The 25,181-nt window shown below is 47.1% G+C and carries 30 protein-coding genes and 1 riboswitch; of the genes, 17 read left to right on the top strand and 13 right to left on the bottom strand.

All coding sequences use genetic code 11. The features are described from left to right. Nucleotides 1-1,410, top strand: coding sequence for a dihydrolipoyl dehydrogenase (gene lpdA / locus FGB90_RS01605; RefSeq protein WP_138808822.1), 1,410 nt, complete (start codon nt 1-3; stop codon nt 1,408-1,410). A 351-nt stretch (nt 1,411-1,761) separates the two neighbouring features. Here the strand turns inward: lpdA and FGB90_RS01610 are convergent, their stop codons facing one another. Continuing rightward, nucleotides 1,762-2,208: a thioredoxin domain-containing protein gene (locus FGB90_RS01610; protein ID WP_138808823.1), complete on the bottom strand. Its 447-nt coding sequence runs from the start codon at nt 2,206-2,208 to the stop codon at nt 1,762-1,764. Nucleotides 2,209-2,425: 217 nt separating this feature from the next. After that, a complete protein-coding gene (locus tag FGB90_RS01615; protein ID WP_138808824.1) occupies nt 2,426-3,934 on the bottom strand; it encodes a glycine betaine uptake BCCT transporter in 1,509 nt (502 codons plus the stop codon). A 301-nt stretch (nt 3,935-4,235) separates the two neighbouring features. Here FGB90_RS01615 and FGB90_RS01620 point away from each other — a divergent pair, with 301 nt between their 5' ends. From FGB90_RS01620 to FGB90_RS01635, 4 genes are all read left to right on the top strand, one after another. Continuing rightward, a complete protein-coding gene (locus FGB90_RS01620) occupies nt 4,236-5,117 on the top strand; it encodes a polysaccharide deacetylase family protein (protein ID WP_138808825.1) in 882 nt (293 codons plus the stop codon). A 46-nt stretch (nt 5,118-5,163) separates the two neighbouring features. Beyond that, a complete protein-coding gene (locus FGB90_RS01625) occupies nt 5,164-6,279 on the top strand; it encodes a M23 family metallopeptidase (RefSeq protein WP_138808826.1) in 1,116 nt (371 codons plus the stop codon). Nucleotides 6,280-6,753: 474 nt separating this feature from the next. Beyond that, nucleotides 6,754-7,191 carry a hypothetical protein gene (locus FGB90_RS01630; protein WP_138808827.1) on the top strand — a complete coding sequence of 146 codons (438 nt, stop codon included), beginning with the start codon at nt 6,754-6,756 and terminating at the stop codon, nt 7,189-7,191. 246 nt (nt 7,192-7,437) lie between these two features. After that, complete coding sequence (locus FGB90_RS01635; protein WP_138808828.1) at nt 7,438-7,572, top strand: GapA-binding peptide SR1P; 135 nt, start codon at nt 7,438-7,440, stop codon at nt 7,570-7,572. A 128-nt stretch (nt 7,573-7,700) separates the two neighbouring features. Here the strand turns inward: FGB90_RS01635 and FGB90_RS01640 are convergent, their stop codons facing one another. Continuing rightward, complete coding sequence (locus tag FGB90_RS01640; protein ID WP_138809933.1) at nt 7,701-9,164, bottom strand: aminotransferase class I/II-fold pyridoxal phosphate-dependent enzyme; 1,464 nt, start codon at nt 9,162-9,164, stop codon at nt 7,701-7,703. A 425-nt stretch (nt 9,165-9,589) separates the two neighbouring features. Here FGB90_RS01640 and FGB90_RS01645 point away from each other — a divergent pair, with 425 nt between their 5' ends. The 3 genes from FGB90_RS01645 (at nt 9,590) to FGB90_RS01655 (ending at nt 12,318) form a co-directional block, all read left to right on the top strand. Continuing rightward, nucleotides 9,590-9,865, top strand: a complete 276-nt coding sequence (locus FGB90_RS01645) for a UPF0223 family protein (RefSeq protein ID WP_138808829.1) — start codon at nt 9,590-9,592, stop codon at nt 9,863-9,865. Nucleotides 9,866-10,209: 344 nt separating this feature from the next. Further along, the gene (locus FGB90_RS01650; protein ID WP_138808830.1) at nt 10,210-11,496 is read left to right on the top strand and encodes a GntP family permease; all 1,287 of its coding nucleotides are present in this window, start codon (nt 10,210-10,212) and stop codon (nt 11,494-11,496) included. A 45-nt stretch (nt 11,497-11,541) separates the two neighbouring features. After that, nucleotides 11,542-12,318 carry a 3-hydroxybutyrate dehydrogenase gene (locus FGB90_RS01655; RefSeq protein WP_138808831.1) on the top strand — a complete coding sequence of 259 codons (777 nt, stop codon included), beginning with the start codon at nt 11,542-11,544 and terminating at the stop codon, nt 12,316-12,318. Between the two features lie 168 nt (nt 12,319-12,486). Here FGB90_RS01655 and thiE read toward each other — a convergent pair whose 3' ends face one another. The 4 genes from thiE to FGB90_RS01675 all read right to left on the bottom strand — a co-directional run bounded on the left by thiE (nt 12,487) and on the right by FGB90_RS01675 (nt 15,666). Next, on the bottom strand, nt 12,487-13,143 hold the full coding sequence (gene thiE / locus FGB90_RS01660; RefSeq protein ID WP_138808832.1) for a thiamine phosphate synthase: 657 nt from the start codon (nt 13,141-13,143) through the stop codon (nt 12,487-12,489). After that, on the bottom strand, nt 13,131-13,979 hold the full coding sequence (gene thiD, locus FGB90_RS01665; protein ID WP_138808833.1) for a bifunctional hydroxymethylpyrimidine kinase/phosphomethylpyrimidine kinase: 849 nt from the start codon (nt 13,977-13,979) through the stop codon (nt 13,131-13,133). The genes thiE and thiD overlap by 13 nt, the downstream gene beginning before the upstream one ends. Continuing rightward, a complete protein-coding gene (gene thiM, locus FGB90_RS01670) occupies nt 13,979-14,788 on the bottom strand; it encodes a hydroxyethylthiazole kinase (protein ID WP_138808834.1) in 810 nt (269 codons plus the stop codon). Before thiM ends, thiD begins: the two co-directional genes overlap by 1 nt. A 134-nt stretch (nt 14,789-14,922) precedes the next feature. Continuing rightward, a riboswitch (TPP riboswitch) is annotated at nt 14,923-15,023 on the bottom strand. Between the two features lie 4 nt (nt 15,024-15,027). Further along, complete coding sequence (locus tag FGB90_RS01675; protein WP_138808835.1) at nt 15,028-15,666, bottom strand: YktB family protein; 639 nt, start codon at nt 15,664-15,666, stop codon at nt 15,028-15,030. Nucleotides 15,667-15,921: 255 nt separating this feature from the next. Here FGB90_RS01675 and FGB90_RS01680 point away from each other — a divergent pair, with 255 nt between their 5' ends. Both FGB90_RS01680 and FGB90_RS01685 read left to right on the top strand, forming a co-directional pair. Next, nucleotides 15,922-16,110 carry a YkzI domain-containing protein gene (locus tag FGB90_RS01680; RefSeq protein WP_138808836.1) on the top strand — a complete coding sequence of 63 codons (189 nt, stop codon included), beginning with the start codon at nt 15,922-15,924 and terminating at the stop codon, nt 16,108-16,110. Between the two features lie 134 nt (nt 16,111-16,244). Next, complete coding sequence (locus FGB90_RS01685) at nt 16,245-17,042, top strand: inositol monophosphatase family protein (RefSeq protein WP_138808837.1); 798 nt, start codon at nt 16,245-16,247, stop codon at nt 17,040-17,042. Nucleotides 17,043-17,142: 100 nt separating this feature from the next. On the opposite strand, the gene FGB90_RS19545 is transcribed toward FGB90_RS01685, so the two are convergent. The 3 genes from FGB90_RS19545 to FGB90_RS01695 all read right to left on the bottom strand — a co-directional run bounded on the left by FGB90_RS19545 (nt 17,143) and on the right by FGB90_RS01695 (nt 18,032). Continuing rightward, nucleotides 17,143-17,304 carry a hypothetical protein gene (locus tag FGB90_RS19545; protein WP_171051632.1) on the bottom strand — a complete coding sequence of 54 codons (162 nt, stop codon included), beginning with the start codon at nt 17,302-17,304 and terminating at the stop codon, nt 17,143-17,145. 51 nt (nt 17,305-17,355) lie between these two features. Then, nucleotides 17,356-17,730 (bottom strand): YuzC family spore coat inner layer protein, encoded by a 375-nt coding sequence (locus tag FGB90_RS01690; RefSeq protein ID WP_138808838.1) that lies wholly within the window; start codon nt 17,728-17,730, stop codon nt 17,356-17,358. A gap of 113 nt (nt 17,731-17,843) precedes the next feature. Further along, nucleotides 17,844-18,032: a DUF5325 family protein gene (locus FGB90_RS01695; protein ID WP_138808839.1), complete on the bottom strand. Its 189-nt coding sequence runs from the start codon at nt 18,030-18,032 to the stop codon at nt 17,844-17,846. 148 nt (nt 18,033-18,180) lie between these two features. Between FGB90_RS01695 and FGB90_RS01700 the strand changes: the two genes are divergently transcribed. After that, entirely contained in the window at nt 18,181-18,546 is a 366-nt protein-coding gene (locus FGB90_RS01700; protein ID WP_138808840.1) for a YlaH-like family protein, read from the top strand. 32 nt (nt 18,547-18,578) lie between these two features. Here FGB90_RS01700 and FGB90_RS01705 read toward each other — a convergent pair whose 3' ends face one another. Both FGB90_RS01705 and FGB90_RS01710 read right to left on the bottom strand, forming a co-directional pair. After that, nucleotides 18,579-18,785: a YlaI family protein gene (locus FGB90_RS01705; protein WP_138808841.1), complete on the bottom strand. Its 207-nt coding sequence runs from the start codon at nt 18,783-18,785 to the stop codon at nt 18,579-18,581. 55 nt (nt 18,786-18,840) lie between these two features. Continuing rightward, nucleotides 18,841-19,194 carry a DUF5665 domain-containing protein gene (locus FGB90_RS01710; protein WP_138808842.1) on the bottom strand — a complete coding sequence of 118 codons (354 nt, stop codon included), beginning with the start codon at nt 19,192-19,194 and terminating at the stop codon, nt 18,841-18,843. Nucleotides 19,195-19,313: 119 nt separating this feature from the next. On the opposite strand from FGB90_RS01710, the gene FGB90_RS01715 reads away from it, so the two are divergent. Next, complete coding sequence (locus FGB90_RS01715; RefSeq protein ID WP_138808843.1) at nt 19,314-19,775, top strand: pyridoxamine 5'-phosphate oxidase family protein; 462 nt, start codon at nt 19,314-19,316, stop codon at nt 19,773-19,775. 171 nt (nt 19,776-19,946) lie between these two features. Here the strand turns inward: FGB90_RS01715 and FGB90_RS01720 are convergent, their stop codons facing one another. Beyond that, nucleotides 19,947-20,561 (bottom strand): YhcN/YlaJ family sporulation lipoprotein, encoded by a 615-nt coding sequence (locus FGB90_RS01720; protein ID WP_138808844.1) that lies wholly within the window; start codon nt 20,559-20,561, stop codon nt 19,947-19,949. A 160-nt stretch (nt 20,562-20,721) separates the two neighbouring features. On the opposite strand from FGB90_RS01720, the gene FGB90_RS01725 reads away from it, so the two are divergent. From FGB90_RS01725 to paaD, 5 genes are all read left to right on the top strand, one after another. Beyond that, on the top strand, nt 20,722-22,053 hold the full coding sequence (locus FGB90_RS01725; RefSeq protein ID WP_138808845.1) for a PhoH family protein: 1,332 nt from the start codon (nt 20,722-20,724) through the stop codon (nt 22,051-22,053). Between the two features lie 206 nt (nt 22,054-22,259). Next, nucleotides 22,260-23,231 carry a 1,2-phenylacetyl-CoA epoxidase subunit PaaA gene (paaA, locus tag FGB90_RS01730; RefSeq protein ID WP_138808846.1) on the top strand — a complete coding sequence of 324 codons (972 nt, stop codon included), beginning with the start codon at nt 22,260-22,262 and terminating at the stop codon, nt 23,229-23,231. 3 nt (nt 23,232-23,234) lie between these two features. Further along, the gene (paaB, locus tag FGB90_RS01735; RefSeq protein ID WP_138808847.1) at nt 23,235-23,576 is read left to right on the top strand and encodes a 1,2-phenylacetyl-CoA epoxidase subunit PaaB; all 342 of its coding nucleotides are present in this window, start codon (nt 23,235-23,237) and stop codon (nt 23,574-23,576) included. 4 nt (nt 23,577-23,580) lie between these two features. Then, nucleotides 23,581-24,402 carry a 1,2-phenylacetyl-CoA epoxidase subunit PaaC gene (gene paaC, locus FGB90_RS01740; RefSeq protein ID WP_138808848.1) on the top strand — a complete coding sequence of 274 codons (822 nt, stop codon included), beginning with the start codon at nt 23,581-23,583 and terminating at the stop codon, nt 24,400-24,402. Nucleotides 24,403-24,426: 24 nt separating this feature from the next. Continuing rightward, the gene (paaD, locus tag FGB90_RS01745; protein WP_138808849.1) at nt 24,427-24,930 is read left to right on the top strand and encodes a 1,2-phenylacetyl-CoA epoxidase subunit PaaD; all 504 of its coding nucleotides are present in this window, start codon (nt 24,427-24,429) and stop codon (nt 24,928-24,930) included. Nucleotides 24,931-25,181: the final 251 nt, after the last annotated feature.

The raw sequence follows: 25,181 nt of genomic DNA on the forward strand, positions 1-25,181 counted from the left end.
ATGGTAGTAGGAGATTTTCCGGTTGAAGTAGATACGCTCGTCATCGGCTCCGGTCCGGGAGGCTACGTTGCAGCAATCCGTGCTGCACAGCTCGGACAGAAGGTAACGGTTGTAGAAAAAGATAACCTCGGCGGCGTATGTCTGAATGTAGGCTGTATCCCGTCCAAAGCACTTATCCAGGCAGGTCATCGTTTTCATGATGCCGGCAATTCTGATGATATGGGAATCAGCGTCGATAAAGTAAGCCTGGACTTTTCAAAAGTTCAGGAATGGAAGCAGGGCGTTGTTGAAAAGCTGACAGGCGGGGTAGAAGGCCTTCTTAAAGGAAACAGCGTGGATATCGTAAAAGGTGAAGCGTACTTTGTGGATGATTCAACAGTACGCATCATGGACGAAAAGAGCTCACAGACCTACAAGTTCAACAACTGTATCGTTGCAACAGGCTCACGTCCAATCGAGCTTCCCAACTTCAAATACAGTGATCGTATCGTATCTTCCACGGGTGCTCTTAACCTCAAGGAAGTACCTGAAAAGCTTGTTGTTATCGGCGGCGGCTACATTGGGGTCGAACTTGGTTCTGCCTATGCGAACCTCGGTGCTGAAGTAACGATCCTTGAAGGCGGCAAAGCCATACTTCCAGGTTTCGAAAAGCAGATGAGCCAGCTTGTTTCCAAGCGCCTTAAGAAGAACGGTGTAACCATTAAAACCGAGGCGATGGCTCAGGGTGTTGAAGAAACAGACAGCGGTGTGAAAGTGAAAGCCGAAATTAAAGGCAAGGAAGAAGAGTTCGAAGGCGACTATCTTCTTGTTACAGTAGGCCGGGTACCAAACACTGATGAACTTGGTCTTGAACAGGCCGGTGTCAGCCTTACTGAAAAAGGACTTATCGAAATCGACAACCAGTGCCGCACATCTGTGAAAAACATTTATGCGATCGGTGATATTGTTAAAGGTCCTCAGCTTGCACACAAAGCTTCCTACGAAGCGAAAGTGGCAGCAGAAGCCATTGCAGGGGAACCTGCTGAAATCGACTATACAGCTATTCCTGAAGTCGTATTCTCCGGTCCTGAGCTTGCATCCGTTGGCCTTAAGGAAAAAGAAGCAAAAGAGCAGGGCTACGATGTTGAAGTAGCCAAGTTCCCGTTTGCAGCAAACGGCCGTGCTCTTTCCCTTAATGCAACCGAAGGCTTTGTGAAAATGATTACCCGTAAAGAAGACGGTCTTGTTCTAGGCGTTCAGATTGCCGGAGAGCATGCGTCAGATATGATTTCAGAAGCATGTGTGGCAATTGAGGCCGGCATGACTGCCGAAGACCTTGCCCTTACAATCCATGCTCACCCTTCACTGGGAGAGATCACAATGGAAACTGCAGAAGTGGCTCTCGGCATGCCGATCCACATTGTAAAATAAACACAGACATCCCTTAAACAGGATGAAAATGACGAGGCTGAGACAAAAAAGCCTCTGATTAGTAAAACGGTCCCGATTTGATAATCGGGCCGTTTTTTTTGCTGATATAAAACCTGCAGATTCGTTGATTGTTTAAAAATCACGAGACGCCTGCGGGAAAAGCAAGAGCTGAAGATCCACCGGGGCGATCTTCCCCGGTTAGCTGAAGCCTTGCCCGCGGCAAGCGAGTGTATTTTTGAACAATCAACCGTTATAATACTGCCTGCAGAAAAAGGCCCTCACCGTCGGTGAGGGCCTTTCTCTTTAGCTGAGTTTTGTCCCAGCCTCCTATCTAGCTGGTTTTTTGCGGCGTCATTCTAATTCACTTCGATTTAAATACGTGATGTTTTCTTCAGGCTCATCAACTGCTCTGTTGAGACGAAGGCCTGATTTTAATTCACTGAGGATCTGATCGCTGCTCAGATCACCTTCAATTTTTTTAGTAACTTTATTGTCTTCAATAATGACAAGTGTTGGGAATCGCTCGATTTCATATGACGCAATCAAATCGGATTCATCTGCCTCTATGATTTTTACCGGGTTGATTTCGTCTGAATAGGTGCGGTGCAGGTCAAGAATGGCGTCATAGTAATCGGCTTCTTCCCTGGCCTGCATTTTATCGGAAAAGAGAACGGTTACGGTTTCATTCTCTTTTCCCAAAAGAGAGTGATCGGCGCTGGTACGGGCTGAATCACAGCCTGAGCATAACCAGATAACTGCCAGTACACCGCTGAATATCAGCATTTTTGTTCGGAGCATGTTTTATCCTCTCCTTGATTTCTCAGCTGTTCTTTTCTTGGATACCCGTATCCTAACATGCCGGGAAGCAAAAAAATCCAACGTAATAGAACTGTTACTTAATTGAAAGCAATGCCACAAATGTTCAAACAGTGTAACAGCAGTACCAGCCCGTCAGCTTGAGAATAAAAAACCGGAGGCAGTCTCTGCCTCCGGTCAGTCTTCACAAATATTAGTTTTATCTTCTGTCTCTCTTCGGTGGCAGACTTTCTGCTCTCAGTGCTTTCATGAGACTGATGCTCATAAAGATCATGATGATTGCAAACGGGAAGGCTGATATAATGGCAGCTGTCTGCAGCGCCCCGAGTCCGCCCGCCATTAAAAGAATCGCAGCTGTGGAGGACTGGACAATTCCCCATACAAACTTCACGGAGTTTGGAGGGTTCAGACTGCCGTTGGTTGTCTGCATCCCCAGAACAAAGGTAGCCGAGTCTGCCGACGTGATAAAGAATGAAGCGATCAGCAGAATAGCAATAACGCTCATAATTGTACCGAAATTAAATTGGGCAAGTACGGCGAACAAAGCGGATTCTTCGCCGGAATCAGCAATTGTGCTGTAGATGTCAATACCCTGTTCGAGCTGAAGGTTGATCGCCGTTCCACCAAAGACAGAGAACCAGAGGGCACCAAAGATTGTCGGTACTGCGATTACGCCCAGAACAAACTCCCTGATGGTCCTTCCTCTGGAAACACGGGCGATAAATGTTCCTACAAATGGAGCCCATGAAATCCACCATGCCCAGTAGAAAATTGTCCAGTCTTCAACCCATGTGCTTTCCGGGTTAAATGTATCAATTCTGAAACTCATACCGACAAAGTTCTGGAAATAGCCCCCCAGAGTCTGGGTGAACGCATTCATAATGTAATTTGTCGGCCCTGCAAACAGAAGGAAAAGCATCAGTAGACCGGCAAGGATGATGTTGGCTCTGCTCAGATATTTAATTCCCATATTCAGACCGGTCTGAGAAGAAATCATGTACAGAACAGTCACTACGAGAACAATCATCAGCTGTAGAAACGTCGTGTTATCAAATAAGCCTAGTTCAGAAAGCCCCCCACCGATCTGCGCGGTACCGAAGCCGAGGGATGTGGCTACACCGAAAACCGTGGCAAAAACGACGATTGTGTTAATTGCTGTACCGATTCCTCCGTTTACACGGTCTCCGAGCAGTGGTTCAAATGCCGCACTCATGACTGCAGGTGATTTTTTGCGGAACTTGAAGTAGGCAAGTGAAAGGGCTACGACGGAATAAATGGCCCATGGGTGAATTCCCCAGTGAAAAAACGAATACCTGAGAGCCAGCCCGGCTGCTGCGGCATCATCAGCAGCACTTTCGGCAGGGTTCGGGTCAAACAGGTGGTACAGAGGTTCCGCGGCTCCCCAGAACACGAGACCGATTCCCATACCGGCTGTAAATAAAAATGCAAACCAGGTTAAGTAATTGTATTCAGGTTCTTCGTCCTGATCCCCGAGCTTGATCCGGCCAACCGGAGCGAAAATCAGGTAGATGGCAAATGCCACAAAAATCGTTGCTGCCAGCAGGTAAAACCAGCCGAACTGTCCGGTTATAAAAGCCTGAATTTCGCCTGTAACAGCATTCATATTATCTGTAAGAAGTGCACCCCAGATAATAAAGGCAACAGCTATGACAAGAGAGATCCAGAAAACTGGTGTCAGCTTTTTCAATTGTAAGTCCACCTTTCTGTTGTGTTAATGTGATAATTGCATCGATAATAAATCAGCAATCCTTAAAATAGCATACTTGTCTATTCAGGTAAATCCATAAGACGGACCTCTTCCCCGTTACACGTATATACATACCCGACTCTACCCTTATCAAACGACCAAATAAGCAGATTGTCCCATATGTTTGGAGATCTACCCGTATTATCTCGGATTTTGTCAAATCATATCCCTGTACAGTTCAATCGGTGTGGTAAATCTGTTAAAATTAAGTAGGAATTAGAAAACAGAGGAGACGGTACAATTGAAAAAAGTTATCGGGGGAATCGCAATTTCGACGCTGCTTGTTACAGCATGTACAGCTAATGATGGTGAAGACCCAGCAGCGGACCGGCTGGAAAACGAAGAATCTGTAGATACGGACGAAACAGAAGACAGCGAAAACGGGGAAGAAGATCAAGAAGTTGACGCTGAGGATCCTGAAGGGGAAGAGCAGGGGTCCGCTGCTGGAACCGGGGACGAAGATGATGAAAACGCAGAAGATGAGACAGACGAACCTGAGGTAACTCATTATCTTGCGTCAGATCATACTGTCCGCCCTCTCGATGAGGAAAACGACGAACAGGTTGTTCTGCTTACAATCGATGATGTGCCGGACGAACACGGCGTGGAGATGGCAGAAACTCTTGCAGAGCTTGAGGCAGGGGCTATTTTCTTTGTGAATGGTCATTTCCTTAATTCCGAGGAAGGCAGGGAGCAGCTGCAGGCTATACATAATCTGGGGTTTGAGATCGGTAATCATACAATGAACCATCCAAACATGAGTAATCTGAGTGAAGAGGAGCAGTACGCCGAGATTGTCGAACTGAATGATCTCATAGAGGAGATCACCGGTGAAAGGCCAAGGTTTTACCGGGCGCCGTTTGGAGTGAATACTGACTATTCCAAGGAACTGATCGAGGAAAAGGGAATGCAGTGGATGAACTGGACTTACGGGTATGATTTTGATGCCGACTATATGGAGGCAGAGCCTCTTGCCGAAATCATGGTTGAAACAGAACTTCTGAGAAACGGAGCAAACCTGCTTATGCATGACCGCTCATTTACCAGTGAAGCCCTTGAGCAGATAGTGACAGGTCTGCGTGAGAATGGATACGAACCTCTTGATCCGGAGAGAATTGAATAGTACGGGAATAATTACAGGGACTACTATATAAGGGAAGGTTAGGATCATGAAAAGGATTATTTTACTGGCGGCAGTCCCGCTGGTGCTTGCAGGCTGCCAGCATCAGGAAGGGGAAGCCGGCCAGGATCCAGACGAAATTCTGGACTATGACACAGACGAGCATACAGCAGAAGCGGAACGTGAACAGGAAGAACCGGATTTTATTCTGGATGTTTACACCGTGGATGAATTAGAGGTTATATCACCGGTGGAACTTGCAGAAAAGACTGGTGGTTCCGTTTCCTACGATGAAATTCACAGAACGCTTGAAATGACAGTTGGCGGCAGCAGATACTACCTTGTTTATGGTGTGCCCGTTCTTGAACAAAACGGAATATACCTTGACACAGATGAGGTTTTTATTGTTCTTGATGAGAAAGAGAAAACGCCTTATCTGCCCGTGAGCTTTCTGGAATACGGATTGGGAGCGGAATTTAACCTGGAAAATGAACGTGCCGAAGTATTCCCAAATGGAGAAGCAGTGGCAGCAATGGCAGCTCCTGATGAGACTTTCGACCTTCACAGTAAAACAGTTGAGGAGATGATCGACTATCTTTCATTCCTCGATTATCCTATTAAAGGAGCAGAAGTCAGCACACAGGCCAGCCACCTCCCAGGAGCACCAAGGGATTACAGGAACGGGTATCACGAGGGAGTTGACTGGTATGACTGGACAACCTATGCAGTGATCAATACGGATACGCCAATCTACGGAATGGGAGAAGGCACGGTTGTAAGAGTGGATCATGGCTATGAAGAGTTTGAATCACCCGAAGCACGTAACCAGAGGCTCAGTATTACTTACGAGCTTGGATTTACTCCTGAATATCTTCTGGATAAACTGAGAGGACAGCAGGTCTGGGTACAGTATGACAATGGAGTTATGAACCGATTTGCTCATCTCGACGATATTCCGGAAGATCTCAGTCTTGGGGATCGTGTGGACGCCGAAACTGTAATTGGATTCGTCGGCAACTCCGGCACGAGCGGAGCGGTCAATCAGGATGGAAGCGGACTTCACCTGCATCACGATCTTCTTGTGTACGGGGACTTTTTCTGGGAACCATTTACACTTGAGGAAACAAGGGAAATCCTCCAGGAAATCTGGGGACCCCAGGGATAAGTGAGGCTGGGATAGAAGGAAAGAAAGTTTATCAGAGAATCCTGAGAGTGAACCGTCTTAGCAGATGCAGCTTCTGCGGGGTAAAAAGGACGATGAGCACCCGACAGTGCGAAGCGCGGGGAGGCTCACCGGCTTCCCGCTGAAAGCGGGGTGATTTTCAGGAGGGGCTTATTTGTACCGCATGGCCGCTGGTCGTTTTCTTATGAATTAAACACTTCTGTCCCATCTTCTATTTTATCTGGATTAAACTGCAGAGGTCTGCATAGAAATAGAAGCAGATCAGTGAACAGAAAAGGTTATTTACGGGGAGTTTTCAAACATTACACATTTATTACCACAATGTGGGAAAAGCTCTAATTCTTTTTTGTGAATTCAACACATTCGACAAAAGATGACTTCAATTTTTACTTAGCTGTGATATGCTCTTAGCATCTTTAAAAGATCGGATAAAGGATAATACGGCAGGTGATGGAAGTGAACAAATCAGATCTTTTGGATGAATTAAGGCTTGAAGTGGGGCTGGCTTACGACTATGCCCGCGATCGTGATGATTTTATAGGCAGAATTGGACGCGCTCTGTTTGAAGGTGCCTGGAGAAACATTACGATATCCATTTACTTTGTGGAGAAGGAAGAAAAAATCAGACCGGTACATTATTTCGGAAATTCCATGATGCTGGGTAGAGAAGGAACATTCGGCGAAGGCTGGCTGAAGGTCTGCAGAAGTGGAAAGCCAATTGTGCTGAAAAGGGACAGGGACCAGACAATACTGCTGCCGGTTCGTGAAGCGGATGGAGTAAAACATATTCTTTCACTGCGGATCTCAGCAGACATTTATGTACTGACAGAACAGGATTTTGTTTTTGCTGAAGAGCTTTCCAGGTTTATTGAAGCCAAAGGAAAGCTGTTATAGGATACTCACTACGCAATTATTTTTCCGATAATTAGAAATTATCACTTTTCAGGCGCCTGCTCCAGGCGCTTTTTGTTTACATTTTTTTAATTTTACGGACGAGATTGATTAATTAGTATGACACATTAACGCTGATTGATCATATTATAATGTATAAAATATGTTGACTTGTAAATTAGGCTATACTATAATTAAATCAACAAGACAGAAAGCGCTTTCAAACAAAACATAAGGAGTGGAGCTTAAATGGGTGTTATTGTATGCCAGTGCTGTGACCAGGTAATCGAACATTTTGAGAACGAGAAGGTTTCCACGCTTTACGGTAACTGCTGTGAGCAGTGCGCCGACGAAGCATCCTTAACTGGCACTTCCGAAGAATAAATCGCTGTCAAAGAATAAAAAAGCTGAATCGCTGCGGGCCAATAACCTGCGTGCGATTCAGCTTTTTTTGTGAGGCTGGTCCGTGGAAACTTCATTAAAGAAGTGAACCCTGTATTCGGCAGGAGGGATTAAAGAATCGGCTTTCGTTCCCTGATTACCCGAATATATGTGAGACTTGCATCCTCCGGCCCCTGAACGGGGAGGCCCGCTTCTATGTTCTTTGAGATATAGTCAAGGTTTTCCTCTTCAATGATTTCGCCTGGAATTAAAATGGGTATTCCAGGAGGATACACCATGACAAACTCTGCACTCACGCGCCCGGAAGATTCGGCCAGCAGTACCTGTTCGGTTTCCGCATAAAATGCTTCACGGGGAGAGTATGCAAGAGTGGGAATGTTCGGCACCGACACCGGAACGTCCTTTTTCCTGTATACTGCGATGTTTTCCCGGTACTGTTCGGAGAGCACCGTCAGTGCTTCAACCAGGAGGTCAGAAGAGGCTGAATCATCACCGAAAGAAATAATACAGAGAATGTTGTACAGATCGGACAGTTCAACCTCAATATTGTACTTTTCCCTCAGCCAGACTTCAACTTCATAGCCGCTGATGCCAAGTTCCTTAATTGAAATCGTCAATTTTGTCGGATCCATGTCATAGATCGCATGATCGTCAAGCATTTCCATTCCGTAACATGTGAAACCGGGAATACGGTTAATCCGCTCCCTTGTTTCGTCAGCCAGCTTAATGGCTTGTTCGATCAGGTCTCGTCCGCTCGTATAGAGATGTTTCCTCGCTGCATCAAGTGAAGCCAGCAGAAGATAGGAAGTGGACGTTGTAGTAAGCATACTGATAATACTTTGAACCCTGTCCGCATTAACAAGTCCATCCTTCACATTAAGCACTGAACTCTGAGTAAGTGAACCTCCGAGTTTGTGCACGCTGGTTGCAGCCATATCTGCTCCTGCCTGCATAGCGGAAAGAGGAAGGTCATCATGAAAATGAATGTGTACACCGTGGGCTTCGTCAACGAGAACGGGAATTCCGGCCCTGTGGGAGATGGTGACAATCTCTTTCAGGTTGGCAGAGACACCGAAATATGTCGGGTTAATGACCAGCAGACCCTTTGCATCGGGATGGGTCCGGATAGCCTTCTCAACAGCACTGGTTGTAATTCCATGGGAGATTCCCAGTTCAGGATCGATTTCCGGGTGGATGAAAATGGGAGTGGCACCGGAAAATACAATGGCACTCATGATGGATTTGTGCACATTACGTGGCACAATAATTTTATCTCCCGGACCACAGACACTCATGATCATAGTCATAATGGCGCCGCTGGTTCCCTGAACGGAAAAGAAAGTGTGATCCGCCCCGAATGCCTGAGCAGCAAGGTCCTGTGCATCCTTAATCATTCCCTGGGGGTGGTGAAGGTCATCAAGGGGAGCAATGTTTATCAGATCAATTCCCAGGGCATTTTCACCAATGAATTCCCTGAATGACGGTTCCATGCCTGTCCCTTTCTTATGGCCGGGAATATGGAACTGAACCGGCCCTGCCTGTTTATGGGTGAGAAGGCCTTCAAAAAGCGGCATCCGCTCCTGGTTGTTATTTTTCAATACGATCACCTCGTGAGCAGTCAGTACCGGACATTTTAAAACATCCGGACTCTCTGGTATCCTTAATATAAAAGGCTGTGTTCATATAGACGAATTAATTATGGAGCGAAAGGCGGCGACTCCAGCGGGAATAGCATCAGCTGCGAGCGTTACATCCTGTGATCGCTTCGAGCTGCTTCGACGCATACAGCTTCGATGATTACCTTGCAGAGGAAGAAGCAGAAGTATTCCCAAGGAGGCTGAATCGATGCCCGCGGAAAGCGTCCGCCTGCAGCGTCATAATGCAACAATCTTTCTGAAAACAGCAATATAAAAACACACAGAGTATACCAGATTACAGCCAGGAGTAAAAGCTTTCTTTACTTCTGCAGCAGAGGTATTTCAAAAGGCAGGTGAAGACCATGAAAGGTGAAGTGAGTATTCCGATCTCAACAGACTGGTCAAAAGATGAAGTCATTGATGTCGTCAATTTTTTTGAAACCGTGGACAGCGCATACGGGAAAGGAGCCGAACGCGAGGTAATCGCCGCGCTCTACAAGCGGTACAAAGAAGTTGTACCATCCAAATCCGAAGAAAAACAGGCCTTTAAGGAGTATGAAAAACAGACAGGCCAATCTCCGTACCACGTAGTGAAAAAGGCCAGGGAAACCGAGGAAAAACTGGTAAAAATGCATTAAATGGATTTTGGGGTATACAGCCTCCCACAGTTTAGATACGTTTCTGATTATCGACTTTCAATAATTGGGGAAGTTTTGCCGGGTTAACTTTTCAGTCGATGAATGTAAAATGCGCGTGTAATATTGAATAATCAACTATAGCATACTGGATACAGGAAATGGCTCTCACCGTTGGTGGGGGCCCTTCTTAATGGCTGGGTTTTACCCGGCCACCATTCTTATCTGCCGGATTTTACCCGGCCTCTTTCCAAACCTCCAAAAATCTCCAGTGGCAGATGCGCCGAATAAAATTCAGTTAACAATGGAAACTAACGGTAACTGGAGGCATAAGGGGTTGAAGTTACGTGTTAAGTATTCTAATTGGTCTGGTACTCCTCATTATTCTCGCATATCTTGGATGGTCCATCATCTGGATTGCCCCGCTGATCAGTGGAATTGTAGCATTGATGAGCGGAATGGACATACTTGCAACCTATCGTGAAACCTACATGGCAGGTTTTGTTGACTTTGCGAAGGAGTGGTTTCCTGTCTTCCTTCTGGGAGCTATTTTTGGAAAGTTAATGGAAGATACAGGTGCAGCGCAGTCTGTAGCATTTTCCATTACCCGGGTGATCGGGAAAACACGGGCGATTCTGGGCGTACTGATCGCAGCTGCTGTTCTTACATATGGCGGCGTGAGTCTCTTTGTTGTTGTTTTTGCGATCTATCCTCTGGCGGTAGCACTGTTCCGTGAGGCAGATATATCAAGAAAGCTGCTTCCCGGCACGTTTGCACTTGGCGCCTTTACGTTTACAATGACGGCACTTCCGGGAACCCCGCAGATTCAGAACCTGATCCCCATGGATTATTACGGCACAACTCCGTTGGCAGCGCCATTTATGGGAATTGCATCAGCCATCGTGATGGCCGTTGGCGGGTATTTATATCTGAAGTGGCGGGAGAACAGGCTGACTCGAAAAGATGACAGGTTTACTGAGCCACAGGAGGAAAATGCTGTGGAGGGAGTAAATGAGGACGAACTGCCGAATGTCTGGCTTTCCCTTATCCCACTCTTTGTAGTTGTACTGACGCTCAATGTACTGAACTGGTCGATTATTGTATCTCTGATCGCAGGAAGTTTACTGCTGATGCTTTTTAACTATAAGCGATATAAGCAGTTCAGTGAATCGGTGAACGACGGGGCAAAAGGATCTGTAATGGCCGTTATCAATACGAGTGCAGCTGTAGGATTCGGTGTGGTAATCACAGCCACCCCCGCCTTTGATGACCTGGCCGGCATACTGCTCGGAATACCGGGGCATCCGCTGATTTCCCAGGCCCTCTCCATCCAGGTGATGGCCGCAATTACAGGCTCCGCCGGGGGCGGTATGGGGATTGGGCTGGAAGCTCTTGGGGAGCAGTATTATCAGATTGCCCAGGAGCAGGGATACAATCTCGATGCCTTTCACCGTGTTGCGTCAGTAGCTTCCGGAGCAAGCATCCTTCCCCATAACGGAGCGCTGCTTACACTTTTTGCTGTAACTGGTCTTACGCATAAAGACTCCTATGGTGATATTGCAGCTGTAGGTCTGATCATACCGACTATTGCTGTAATAGTTGCAGTCATCATGGGGGCAATAGGGATTTACTGATTTGGACAGCGTTCTGAATATAATTAAAAGAAGGGATGATTAAGAATGGTAGAAGGGAAAGTGGCTTTTATTACAGGATCTGCCGGTGGTATTGGTCTTGAAGTCGGCATCCGGTTTGCTGAAGCGAATGCAAAAGTGGTTTTTTCTGACGTAAAAGAAGAGGAGCTCAATAAAACAGTCGAAGAACTCAAAAGTAAAGGTCACGATGTGATGGGAATTGCCTGCGATGTAACCGATGAAGAAGATATTAAGCGTGCTGTAAATGAAACGATCGATACTTATGGAACCATTGATATTCTTATTAACAATGCAGGAATTCAGCACGTGGCTGCAGTGGAGGATTTTCCTGTTGATAAGTTCGAGCTCATGCTTAAAATTATGCTTACAGGCCCATTCATCGCCACAAAAGTAGTATTTCCCCATATGAAAGAACAGAAGTTCGGACGCATACTCAATATGGCTTCCATTAATGGGGTGATTGGGTTTGCAGGAAAAGCCGCATACAACAGTGCAAAGCACGGGGTTATTGGCCTGACAAAGGTAACGGCACTTGAAGGAGCTGAGCACGGAATTACTGTTAACGCGATTTGTCCCGGCTATGTGGATACACCGCTAGTACGAAATCAGCTGGAAGATTTGGCAAAGAACCGCGGAGTTGATCTTGAAGGGGCACTCGAGGAAGTTATTTATCCCCTTGTCCCTCAGAACCGCCTTCTTCAGGTAGAGGAAATTGCGGACCTGGCCATTTTCCTGTCAAGCGACAAAGCAAAAGGCATGACCGGCCAGCCGGTCATTATTGACGGCGGCTACACAGCCCAGTAACCGTACGCAGTATCCCAAACAGAAAATATGAGGCTGAGCCTCCACGTGCTTTGCACTGCGGGGGCTCACCTGCGCATTTTTCATCCGCTTTCTTCGCATTTTGTCCGGGTTCTCTCCTAAATACTTTTATCCCAGCCTCATTCTATTTTCAGGTCAGAATGAGATTCGTTACTCTGTAAACAGTCCCCGGAACTCTTTAACTGCCTGATACGGGGAACCGGCTTTTGTAATAGCCGAAATTACTGCCAGACCGTCAGCCCCTGCCCGGATAACAGCAGTACCATTGGATTGGCTGATTCCTCCGATGGCAGCGATTGGAATGTCAACGCCATTCCGGCGAAGTTCCGAAATCCATTCCGGTCCTGATTCTTTTTCTGCATCGGCTTTGGAGCCGGTTGCATAAATAGGGCCGGCTCCGAGATAGTCTGCACCGGCTTCGATGGCTTTGTAAGCTTCTTCGACGGTATGAACAGATACCCCGAGTATTTTGTGTTTTCCTATTCTTTTTCGGGCTTCATAAGCGTCATCATCCTCCTGCCCGACGTGAAGGCCATCCGCATCAATCTGCTCCGCAAGATCTGTGTCATCATTAACAATAAAAGGAACGGACGCCTCCCTGCACTGGTTAAACAGCTGAAGAGCCAGAGCTTTTTTCATTTCTCCCTCCAGAGAGCCCGGCCCCTTTTCCCGGAATTGAAACATGGTAATTCCGGCAGAAAGACTTTCATTAAGAACGTGAGGGAGGGGACTGCTGCAGTCGCGGGTACCGGCCACAAGGTAAACTTTCAGCTGGTCCCGGACAGAAGAATGGTTTAATCCTCCCATTGTCTGACCTCTTCCATCAATTCAACACCCTTGTCAGGAAACTGGCGGTGCGCCCCGTGATGGGTTGGCCCGTGCCCGCTCCCCAGTGGGGAAGTGTATTTGATTGCCAGCTGTACATAAACTTTAGCATGCCTGACAGCTTCTTTGACCGGATGGCCAAGTGCAAGCCGGGACGTAATGGCAGCTGCGAAAGTACAGCCTGTTCCGTGGGTGTTTTTTGATGGTATGCGGGGCAGTTCGAAAGAAGTGAACGTACTTCCGTCAAACAGGAGATCGATTACACTGTCTGAGCCCGAGCTTTCCGCATGCCCACCTTTGATGACGACATTGGAGGCGCCTGCCTTATACAGGGTTTCAGCTGCTTTTTTCCGTTCACTGAGTGTCCGGATTTCCATTCCCGTCAGCACTTCCGCTTCAGGTATGTTCGGGGTAATGACATCCGTCACTGGAAGGAGACGCTCGATAAGAGCTGTATGTGCCTCGTCATTAAGAAGTTTATCGCCACCTTTTGCAATCATAACAGGGTCTACGACGATATTTTTCCAATTATATTGACGGATGGCCGAGACGACCGCCTCGATTCTCTCTGCGTCGAAGAGCATGCCGGTTTTGACGGCATCAACCTGAAAATCAGACCCGACTGATTCAAGCTGTTTCTTCAGTCCTTCCGTTTCCACCGGATAAACTCCCTGGACGCCTGCTGTGTTCTGTGCAGTGACTGCAGTCAGGGCACTGGTACCAAAAACGAGGTGTTCCTGGAATGTCTTAAGGTCTGCCTGGATTCCTGCGCCGCCGCCTGAATCAGATCCCGCGATGGTTAAAGCGGTTTTCTGCATTATTGATCCTCCTCTCCGGAATAACGAAAACGCTGTTTAATATCAGTGCTGCTGAGGCTGTGAAGCTTGTCAAGAAACCGGACCTGGAAAGAGCCGGGTCCTTCACTTCCAGCGGCTGCCGTTTCTGCTGCGATACCATAATAGCCGAGTGCACAGACGGCTGTTTCCAGGGGTGCTTCTGAATCGACTGCCATGAAAGCTGCAAGGACGGAAGTGAGGAGACAGCCTGTACCGGTGACTTTCGTAAGTTCGGGGGTGCCGTTATGGCCGTAATATACCGTTTCCCCGTCTGTAATTATATCGGTTTCACCTGTAAGAACTACGTTGGTTCTGTACATCTGGGCTGCTTTTTTTGCAATCTCTGCTGCGTTTGCACGGTTCTCCCGGGAGTCCACACCTTTCATTTCCACCTCTTCTCCAGCAAGGTTACTGATTTCCCCGAGATTGCCACGGAGAAAAAAGATATCAAGCTCCTCCAGCAGCTGACGGGATGTTTCTGTCCGGTAAGATGTGGCTCCTGCTCCCACAGGGTCTACAAAGACAGGAACACGGTGTTTGTTTGCAGCCCGGCCGGCCAGATGCATAGCCGCCACCTGATCTGCTGTCAATGTCCCTATATTCAGAACAAGGCCGGAGGAGATTGCCGCCATTTCCCCGACTTCCTCTTCAGCATAGGCCATTACAGGTGATGCACCCAGAGCGTAAAGGCCGTTTGCAGTAAAGTTTGTAACAACTACATTGGTCATATTGTGGATCAGCGGAGACTGTGTGACAATCTTCTCTTTTAGTGACAGTAATTTTTCATCCATTTCGTATCACCCTTTACTGATAAAGTTTCTTCTGTCTTTCATGTTACCCTTAAGCTGGATTCGTTAAAGCCTGGAAAATCAGATGAAAAAAGGTGCCGTTTCCAGAGGGAAATGGCACCTTTGATTATACGCAGGCTTTCATTTTCCCACTTTCCTACGCCAGTTTGAACTGGATCAGGTTCAAAGGGATCAACCGCAGTTGTCTCAGCCTTTTTCGGCACCCCCAGTGGTTCAGTATGCTATTCTTCTTCAGCCTGTCTTGCAATCCGGTAAAGAGGAAGGACGGTTTCGAATGTCCTCTCAACTTCCCTGATAAATGTTTCCCCATCACCAAGAGCTGGATCATTCTTCTGAAAATGGCGGCCGCACAGAATTTCGGCTTTTTTTACTGTTTCAAGCCGGTTAAAAAGCTGATCAAGATCCGCTTCAGCCATTTCCTCCTGAACAGAAACTTCCGGTTTAGTATGATCGGCAGACCACACATAATCATCCGGAATGTGACTGATCAGTTCATCTTTCTGTTCTTTAAGAAGCCCGGCAAAGTGGCTTTTAATCGGTGATTCATAAATGACAGCAAACCAGACGAAAACATGTGATTCGAAAAGTCCGATCTGAAAGTGGGGCAGTTTTTTGTAGCCGCGCTTGTTATGTGCAACCGCCACCCACGTATCGTCAGGAGGGTTCACTTTCCTGCGGGCGTGTTTTGCTACATGAGGAAACATGTCCTCACCTGTTTTCTCAGTTAACCACCCGGCAAAATGATTACCGAGTTCCTCCAGTTTAGGACGGACACTGGTTTTAATTGCATCCATTCTCGGTTCGAGGCCATCAATGGTAAATACGTTAAAATCTTTTTCGGTAAAACCCTGAAATGACATCTTCCTGCGGCTCCTTCCTTGTGAAACGTGATGATCCGGCTGTATGTGGATAGTTTATCACAGGGACCTGGTTTTTAAAAAAGTTGCGCTCTGTGAGCACCATTGGTTTAAGTTGACCGAAAAAGTGGAATGAAAAAAATAAATCAAATAAATTGTTGCAACATGCAGATTATATTCATAAAGTATAGTAATCCATAATACGGCGCGAACAGTATCGCTGGTCGCGACACAGTAAACGAAAAGGGGTGTGGAGAGATGGAAAAAGTCATTCAAACGTTAAAGCGAAGAGACGGAGAACGACGTATACCAGTTCTGAAAATGGAAATAGACTACGAACTCCAGACGCTCTTTGACGCAATGCAAGCCAGCGATCAGAAACAGGTTGAAAAGAGTAAGCGCATCCTGGAGCGACTTCGCAGTGAACTTATGCGACTGGAAGCATAAAAATCGAAGATGCTGAAAAATGAGCCTTTCCGGGTTCATTTTTTTTGGATCGAATGCTGTCGTAAATTTGCATCAGGTAAGCATTTTAGGATAAATTGATAGAAGTACCTGGATAAAAGGGGAGGAAATTACTGATGAATGAACAGAGCCGCAAGGCACTTTACGATACCGCACTTGAGTGGACTTATGAATCAGGGAAACATATACGTGAAAAAATGGAGAATACATACAACGTGGACATTAAAGCCCACCAGCATGATCTTGTCACGGACGTGGACCGTTCTGTGGAACAGTTTTTCCGGGACAGGGTGAAGAAAAGCTTTCCCGCCCACAGAATTATGGGTGAGGAAGGTCTTGGAGAAAATGTGGAGGATCTGAAAGGAACAGTCTGGATTATTGATCCTATTGACGGAACCGTTAACTTTGTCCATCAGGGATGTTATTTTGCAGTTTCCGTCGGAATTTTTCATAACGGTGAGCCGGTAGCAGGCATCGTCTATGATGTTATGGCTGACGAAATGTTTTCTGCTCTCGCCGGAAAGGGACTGTGGCTGAATGGAAAGCCTCTTCCTCAACTTGCAGATACCTCCATTGATGAAGCTCTGCTCAGTTTCAATAACGGGTGGATGATGAAGGACAGACGGCTTGAAGAGCTTGTGCGTCAGTCAAGGGGAATCCGGTCTTACGGAGCAGCCGCTCTGGAGATGGCTTATGTAGCCTGCGGCAGAATTGAAGCCTACATCAGCTTTAACCTGGCCCCCTGGGATGTGGCGGGCGGCTATGTGCTGATTACTGAAGCAGGAGGGACTGTCACGAATTATACCGGGGAACCGCTCACATTCCTGAAAAAAGATACGCTGCTTGCAGCGAATGCATCAGTGTATCATACAATTACAGACCTTCTTGAACAGGCAGGAAATGAAACCCGATAGGCTCAATTCAGCGGTGCGGAGGGGAACTTCCGTGCCGCTTTTTTCCGCAGGAAAAAATTATAAAAACGGCAGGCGTTTGTGCGCCTGCCGTTCCGGCTGATTACAGTTGATCACGGTGATCCTCATAGGCAATCAGCACCACATCAGAGCCCGTTTCGTTACGGAGTTCATCCTCAAGAGCCCGGAGCTTTGTGAGTCCATCCTCGTTCAGTTGTGCAGCAGGGTAGGCCTCGTTTTCAAATGGAACGTTTTTTTTACTCATACATAGTGCAGCTCCCTTCAAATAGTCATGCACAACTATTTTCTGTATATATCAGCCCATTATTCCGTAAAATCCGGTCTGTCTCAGCCCCCAGACTAGATTCATGGTCAGAGTGCAGCACCTGGGGAATGTCTGGGCATCCGTCTGCAGGCGGAACGTGACCGAAGTAGGTGTATAGGTTGTTTCAACGATAGTAGGTACCCCGGTTGAGTCAACAATCCTGTCCACTTCTTCATCGTTGCCCTCCTGTGCTGCACTCATGAGTCTGTGCATAAGAGACGGGGATGATGAGAGCCGGCTGACAATCAGGTATCCGTGCTGCAGAAGCAGGATATTGGCCGAGAGAGACTCGTGAAAAGCGCCTATATCCACAGGGGGATAGGAGTGATCGGGGCGGTAAGGGAATTGACCATAATTATAGTACATACACGTTCACGACCTTCCGCGCTTCATTTATATTATGGTATTCAGACGCCACACGGAAGTGTCACAGAGAGTGATTAACAAAAAACGCCCCTCGGGGCGTTTGAGCTGCTGATTTATGAACGGCTTTCGGCTTCGAAGTTCTTTTTACGGATTCTCAGCCCGGCAGCAACACCAGCCAGTGCTGTGACGATGGACAGGATAACAATAAACGAACTTCTTTCAGCAAGGCCGATTCCAACGCCGGCAACGCTGCATGCAGTTATAATAGCCACGAAAAAAATGGGCCAGTTAAACGTTTTCATAACGGGACACTCCTCTCTTTTCTTCCATTATACTACCTGAAATCGCGCTGTTTGAAAAGACGGTGACCCTGTTTTCCGGGATCGTTTAAATGTGGTATAATGAGCATGTTTTGAATGTGCAACGTGAAACTGACTGGAGGAATGAAGGATGTTATATACTGCTGCTGCACAGCAGACGAATTTTAATGTGTCACCGATGGCTGATTTTATCGGCGGATCAAACCCCGAGAATTTTGCTTTCGTATTTCCGGTTTTATATCTGATTGTCACTGTTTTGTCCATTATTGTATTTAATCTCGGATTCGCCCGCAAACTTCCTCTTTTGAAAAATATAATCGTTTATACTGTCATGATTATCGGAAATATACTTCTGACGGTTCTGGCTATTTTTCTTCCAATAGCCGAGTCCCTGATTGTAGCGGCTTTAGTGCTCGGTATTTACCGGCTGCGTATGAAACAGCGCAGGGACGAGAATCAGCAGAATCCCGTTGAAACAGACGGCGAGGCAAAATAACCCTTTATATTCAGAGAAAGACGAAGACGAAGCTAAATCAGCCACTCGTCTTCGTCTTTTTTTTCCTCATAGGTTTTAAAATTCCCCGTACTCTTTCTCTCGTTGGTCCGTTTTTCAATTCTGTCATAACACGAGTCACACATATAAGTATGAATCGGTCTGTTTCTGAGGCGTTTTGCGAGCGGGGAATAATCTTCAATATCTTCCACTACATTACATAAAACACACTGTACTCTCATGCGGCACCTCAATCATAATCTCTTTTCACTAATTATAACACGATCTCAGTGTTTGTTAACGGTCTGAATCCCGGTTCGCATTTACATACTCAAGAAGGGTGTTAATCCAGTCGCCAATAAGGGGGAGGTCGACAAACTGGCGAAGTATGAGTCCAAGGAGAGAGAGAACAATAACTGTACCAATCGTCAGGCCGAGGCCGCGGCCGATCCCGACCAGGATGTTAAGCCAGAAAATCCGGTGCGGGCTCGTATAGTTGATCAGAATGTCACTGATCCGTGCTTTTTCAAGGGCATAGGATAGCTTTTCCAGCCGCCTGGCTGTCTTTTCCTCCTTCTCGAGCTTTGCTGTGTAACGATCAAGCTGACGAATAATTTCATCCAGTTTTTCGTGCGTATCCTGCTTTTTCATCAGCATGCCTCCCTTTAAACACTGATAGGCTTCTTTACCGTTTTCTAACGGACCTGCAGTTTAAACTGCAAAATAAAAAAGGTATAGTATAGGTATATTGAATAAAGGTGGCGATTATCTTGGCAAATCAGGTAGAAACATCTCTTTCCGAAGAACTGCTTCCCCTTTTGCAGCAGGAACGCTTCGTAACAATCGCAACAGTGGATCACGAAACCGGAGGACCGAACGTAAATGCAATCTCCTGGATCTATGCTCCGGATAAGGATTCCATTCGTTTCTGTGTTGATAAAAGATCCAGGATTGCAGAAAATATCCGGAACCAGCCGCTTGTCACACTTACGGTGATTGGTGCGGGTTCCACATATTCAGTCACCGGACATGCACAGGTACTGGCGGACTCCCTGGAGGATGTTCCCCTTAAGCTTGCTCTGATTGAAATGGGGATTGAGGAAGTCCGCGATGTGATGTTCTACGGATCCCGTATTTCCCAGGAACCGAAGTATGAAAAAACGTACGACAAAGAAGCTGCCGATAAGCTTGACCGTCAGGTATTAAACGCTATGCGTACGTTCAGTGAATAAAAAACAGGCTGTCTGAACGGGATGGATCCCGTTACAGGCAGCTTTTATGTGTTCCGAGGGCGTTTTAACGGCGAATGTAAGGGGCTGAAGGAGGGGACCGCTTTTTTCCGGCTTTATCCGGAAGAAGGTGCCCCCCGTAAAGGCTGAATAACCTGAGGGACACCATCCGGGTCAGTTATTGTCTTTCACTTCTTTTTTCCGGCCCTTGCTTTGTTTATTCTGAATATCATCCATTTCCCGTTGATCCTGTCCTTCGAGTCTGTCATCATTGGCATCGCTTTCATCACCCTGGTGCTTCCGGTGTTCAGGACCCGGTGTCACAGGCATTATCCGTCCTACGATTGCCGCAAGCTCTTCCATTATACCGCTCACCGGGTGACCGGCAGCAATCTCCTGCTGCATTTCTCCCAGGCGGGCTGTAATATCCGGATCTGCTGTTACAAATGCATTAACTCCATACGGATCATCCTGCAGAGCTTCAGCCGCTGCGTATTTAGCTGCACCGGCATCAGACTGATCCATTTCAGCATCGAGATTAAGACCTACAGCAGCATAAGGTCCAATAACGACTGCAGTTGCGTGTCTGACTTCTGGGAGTTCAGTACAGAGGTTTGCAAGGTGATTAGCGATTTCATTGGGACTGTGTCCGTCCCAGTCGTTGTAACCCGTTGTACCATGCTCATTAACTGTCTGCCCTTCAAGGGGGTCTTCATCGCCATTGCCGCCGGCCTGACAGCCTGTTACTCCTATTGATACTGCAAGAAATGCTATCATCCACTTTTTCACAGAAATCCCTCTTTTCAAAAGCTGTTTTACCTATTGTCTGTTTTGGCGTCTATCTTTATTCTCAGGCACATACATTTGGAGTAAGGAAAGGGCTTAAAAGAGAGATAACCATTTCAATCAGGCACCGACTACATTCGATCCGGAACCAGGAGGCGAGAAGTTGAAGAACGTTTACGTCCTCGATACTAACGTCCTGCTGCAGGACCCACTGGCCATTTACTCCTTTCACGAGAATGACGTGATCATACCGGCTGTTGTTCTGGAAGAAGTGGATTCCAAAAAGCGCTATATGGATGAAATAGGAAGAAATGCCCGTCAGGTTGCCAGACTGCTGGATGAATTCAGGGAGAAAGGTAAACTTCATCTTGGCGTTGACCTTCCTTCGGGCGGCACGCTTACTGTGGAACTGAACCACCGGTCTTTTGAAAAAATGAAGCAGACATTTATTGAAGTGACCAACGATAACCGCATTCTTGCTGTCGCGCTGAATATTAAAATAGAAGAAGAAGAGAAACCGTCAGACGGGAGAAGAGTTGTTCTTGTAAGTAAAGATGCTCTCATGAGGGTTAAGGCAGATGCCCTTGGGCTTTTTACCGAAGATTTTCTGAGTGACAGAGTTGTACAGTTTGACCGGATGTATAAAGGATACGATGAAAAGTTTCTTGCTCCGAAAAAGATGGATGAGCTGTACGAGAAACGAAAACTTCCCAAAAAAGATCTGATTCGAACGGGGACGCAGCCCCATCAGTTTTTCGTATTCAGGGATGAATCATCTCCTTCCCGTTCTGCTCTCGGCAAAGTGGACAGGGATAATGAATCGATTTCTCTGTTTATTCCGGGTGAAGAACCAATCTGGGGTATACGTCCGAGAAACGTACAGCAGAGAATGGCTCTGGATCTTTTAATCAGAGATGACATTCCGCTGGTTACTCTCGCCGGAAAAGCCGGCACAGGAAAAACTCTGCTGTCTCTGGCTGCAGGCCTTTATCAGACGGAGGATCTTCAGAAATATAAGAAGCTGCTCGTTGCAAGACCCGTTGTTCCTGTTGGCAAGGACATCGGATTCCTTCCCGGGGAGAAGGAAGAGAAACTGAGGCCGTGGATGCAGCCGATTTACGATAATCTTGAATATCTCTTCAATGCAAAGAAGCCCGGTGAACTTGATAAAATTCTTGCAGGTATGGGATCGCTCCAGGTTGAGGCCCTCACCTATATAAGGGGCCGCAGTATACCCGACCAGTTTATAATTATTGATGAAGCTCAGAATCTGACAAAGCATGAAGTGAAAACCATTCTTACGAGGGTGGGAGAAGGAAGTAAGATTGTCCTCATGGGTGACCCGAAGCAGATTGATCATCCTTATCTGGACGAATATACAAACGGGCTGACCTATGTAGCAGAGCGGCTGAAATCCCAGGGTGATACAGCCCACGTTAAACTTGAAAAAGGAGAGCGTTCAGGTCTTGCACAGATGGCAGCCGACCTCCTCTGAAGTAATTTCTGAATTAACGAGAATCACCGGTCATTCGGCCGGTGTTTTTTTGTATTTGCCGTGACAGTTTGGTCATATTCCAACCGTTGTTATAGAGTGAACAATTGAAAAAACCGGGTTTAAAGTGAATTAATTTTCTGATAACGATTGATTTTTGTATTGCAGTAAAATATAATGTCGTTAAGAAAACGTTATATCAAGGAGGAATGGATATGGTGCTCGAACTTACGCGGGACCTTTCCTACGAGGAGAAATACGAACGGTTTATGGAACGGATTGAAGCAGGAGAGCGGATCGAAGCGGACGACTGGATGCCGGATGACTACCGGGAGGCACTGATCAGGCTGATCAGTATGCACGCAGTAAGTGAAATTATGGGGGCCCTCCCGGAAAAGGAATGGACCCCGAAAGCACCGACGCTTCACAGAAAACTGGCTATCATGGCGAAAGTACAGGATGAAATGGGCCACGGCCAGCTGCTTCTGAGAGTGGCGGAGGATCTGATGAAACCTCTCGGTAAAAACCGTGAGGATATAATGCAGGATCTTTTCAGCGGGCGGCTGAAATTTCATAACGTGTTTCATATGAAAGCGCCTACATGGGGAGATGCAGGTATTATTGCCTGGCTCGTTGACGGAGCTGCCATCATTACCCAGAGCATGTCCCTGAACAGTTCCTACGGTCCCTATGCCCGGGCTTTGCAGCGGATCTGTGCGGAGGAGGTTTTTCATGCCCAGCACGGGGAAAGCATCATTCTCGCTCTCGCTGAAGGAACGGAGGAGCAGCGCAGTATGCTCCAGAAATCCCTTACAGAGTGGTGGCCGGCTCTCCTCATGTTCTTTGGACCAAAATCGAAGGAAAATGTCGGGAAGTCGCACGTAAACAAAAACATTAAATACAAAATCAGAACGAAGACAAATGAAGATCTCCGTCAGGAATTCTTCAATAAATACATTCCGCGTATCAAGTCCATCGGGCTGGAGATTCCGGATAAAACGATACATTTCGATGAGGAAAAAGGCGAGTGGGTGTATGAGCAGCCTGACTGGAACGAATTCAAGAAGATTGTGACAGGCCATGGGCCAATGTCAGAACAGCGGCTAAGCCTGAGAAGGGATTCGTACCAAAACACACGGTGGGTCCGTGATGCCCTTGCTTCACGGGGAAAGGAGGCGTAAGGAATGGATCAGGAAAAAAGCAGTCAGTTCTATGAAGAATACGAAGTGTTCAGTAAACGTAACCAGATGGCACCCTTTCAGCATCAGTTCAGCCTGCTCGCGCCCAATCGTGAAATGGCAATGATGATGGCCAAGGAGAATTTTCTGCGCCGTGAGCCCTGCGTCAATATATGGGTTGTGAAACGCAGTGATATTGCCGGTCTCGGGGAAGACGAGCGGCAGGTACTCACCCGGCTGGATAATAAGAAATACCGTGAAACGGCCGGCTACGGCTATTTAAAAAAGAAATGGCGCCAGTATGAGCAGGAACAGTTTACCGAAAAGAACCTGTTAAAGGAGAGTTGACCCGATGACGTTTGAAAATGCAGAAACACTCAGTCAGAACAAAGAAGCACTATCTGCCTGTAAAGCCCTGCTGTACCAGCTTGCCGATGATGATTTTCTGCTGGCGTACAGAGGGTCTGAATGGCTGGGTCTGGCCCCTCATATTGAAGAGGATGTGGCTTTTTCCTCCATCAGTCAGGACACAATGGGCCATGCTGTAATGTTTTATCAGCTGCTGGAGGAACTGGGTGAGGGTGAAGCTGACCGGATCAGCCACCTCCGTACACCGGCTGAATTCAGAAACGCGATTCTTCTTGAGATGAAAAACGGGGAAGGAAGCTATGTGGAAAAACCTGATTATGACTGGGCTTTTGCAGTTGTAAGAAATCTCTTCTATGACTATGCCAAAATGATCAGACTCCAGTCCCTGAAATCCTCTTCCTATGAGCCGCTCGCTCATATGGCAAGACGGATTATCAGTGAAGAGTACTATCATCTCATGCACTGGGAAATGTGGTTCAGACAGCTCATGACAAGCACTCCGGAAGCGAGGGAGCGCATGGAACAGGCAATACGGCGGGTATGGAGTGATTTTGGCGGCGTCCTGACAACAGGCCCTGAAGGGAAACAGATTGCAGCTGCCGGACTGATGGAAAGTGAAGAGGTACTCACTGAAAGGTGGATCCAAAAAGTTTCAGCAATTCTTAATGAAACAGGATTTCAGCCGGAAGGTGAACCGGGTATGAAAAGTGGAAACGGACGGACCGGTGAACATACAGAGGATCTCACTGAAGCACTGGCCATCCTGTCAGAAGTATACCGTAAGGACCCGGCAGCACAATGGTAACAGGCATCTGGAAAGGGTGATTCGATGGTGATTGACAGAATCGAACTGAAACAGGCGGTTCAGCACGCTCTGCAGAATGTAAAGGATCCGGAAATTCCGTCTATCAGCGTGATGGAGCTGGGAATGATTGCGGAAGTCTCCATCGAGGGTAAAAAAGCCCTGATTAAAGCCACTCCTACATTTGTCGGCTGCCCTGCACTCGACATTATTAAGAGGGATATTGAAAACGCTGTCAAAAAGGTGGAAGGAATTGACGAAGCAGAAGTGAAGTATGTATACAATCCTCCATGGACGACGGACCTGATCAGCAGTGAAGGAAGGGAAAAGCTGAAAGAGTACGGTATTTCCCCGCCTCCGGCTGAACATGAGCCCGGCGAACCTTGGAAGATTGACTGCCCTTACTGCGGCTCCACGTATACCACGATGGAAAATATCTTTGGCCCGACTGCCTGCAGAAGCATTCTGTACTGCAGGTCATGTAAAAACCCGTTCGAAGCCATGAAACCGGTAGCCGACCTGGATCTTTAAATTCCCGGTTACTGTATGCCGGCATTTAAACAGGGACAGCCAGTAGTGCATTCCGTTGCTGAGGGATGATCTAAGGAAAGGCCACCGCCTTCCCCTCTTTTTCATTTGCTGTGTTCGTATTGATTGTTGTTATTGACCAAATTAATGATGCAGCGAAAGGCGGCGACTCCAGCGACGAGCGGTTACTGCGTGATTAATCTTCGAGTTGCTTCGACGTACCTGGCTGCGTAGCTTATCAGGCAGAGGAAGAA

Source organism: Alteribacter natronophilus (assembly GCF_006007885.1).
Classification (GTDB): Bacteria; Bacillota; Bacilli; order Bacillales; family Salisediminibacteriaceae; genus Alteribacter; species Alteribacter natronophilus.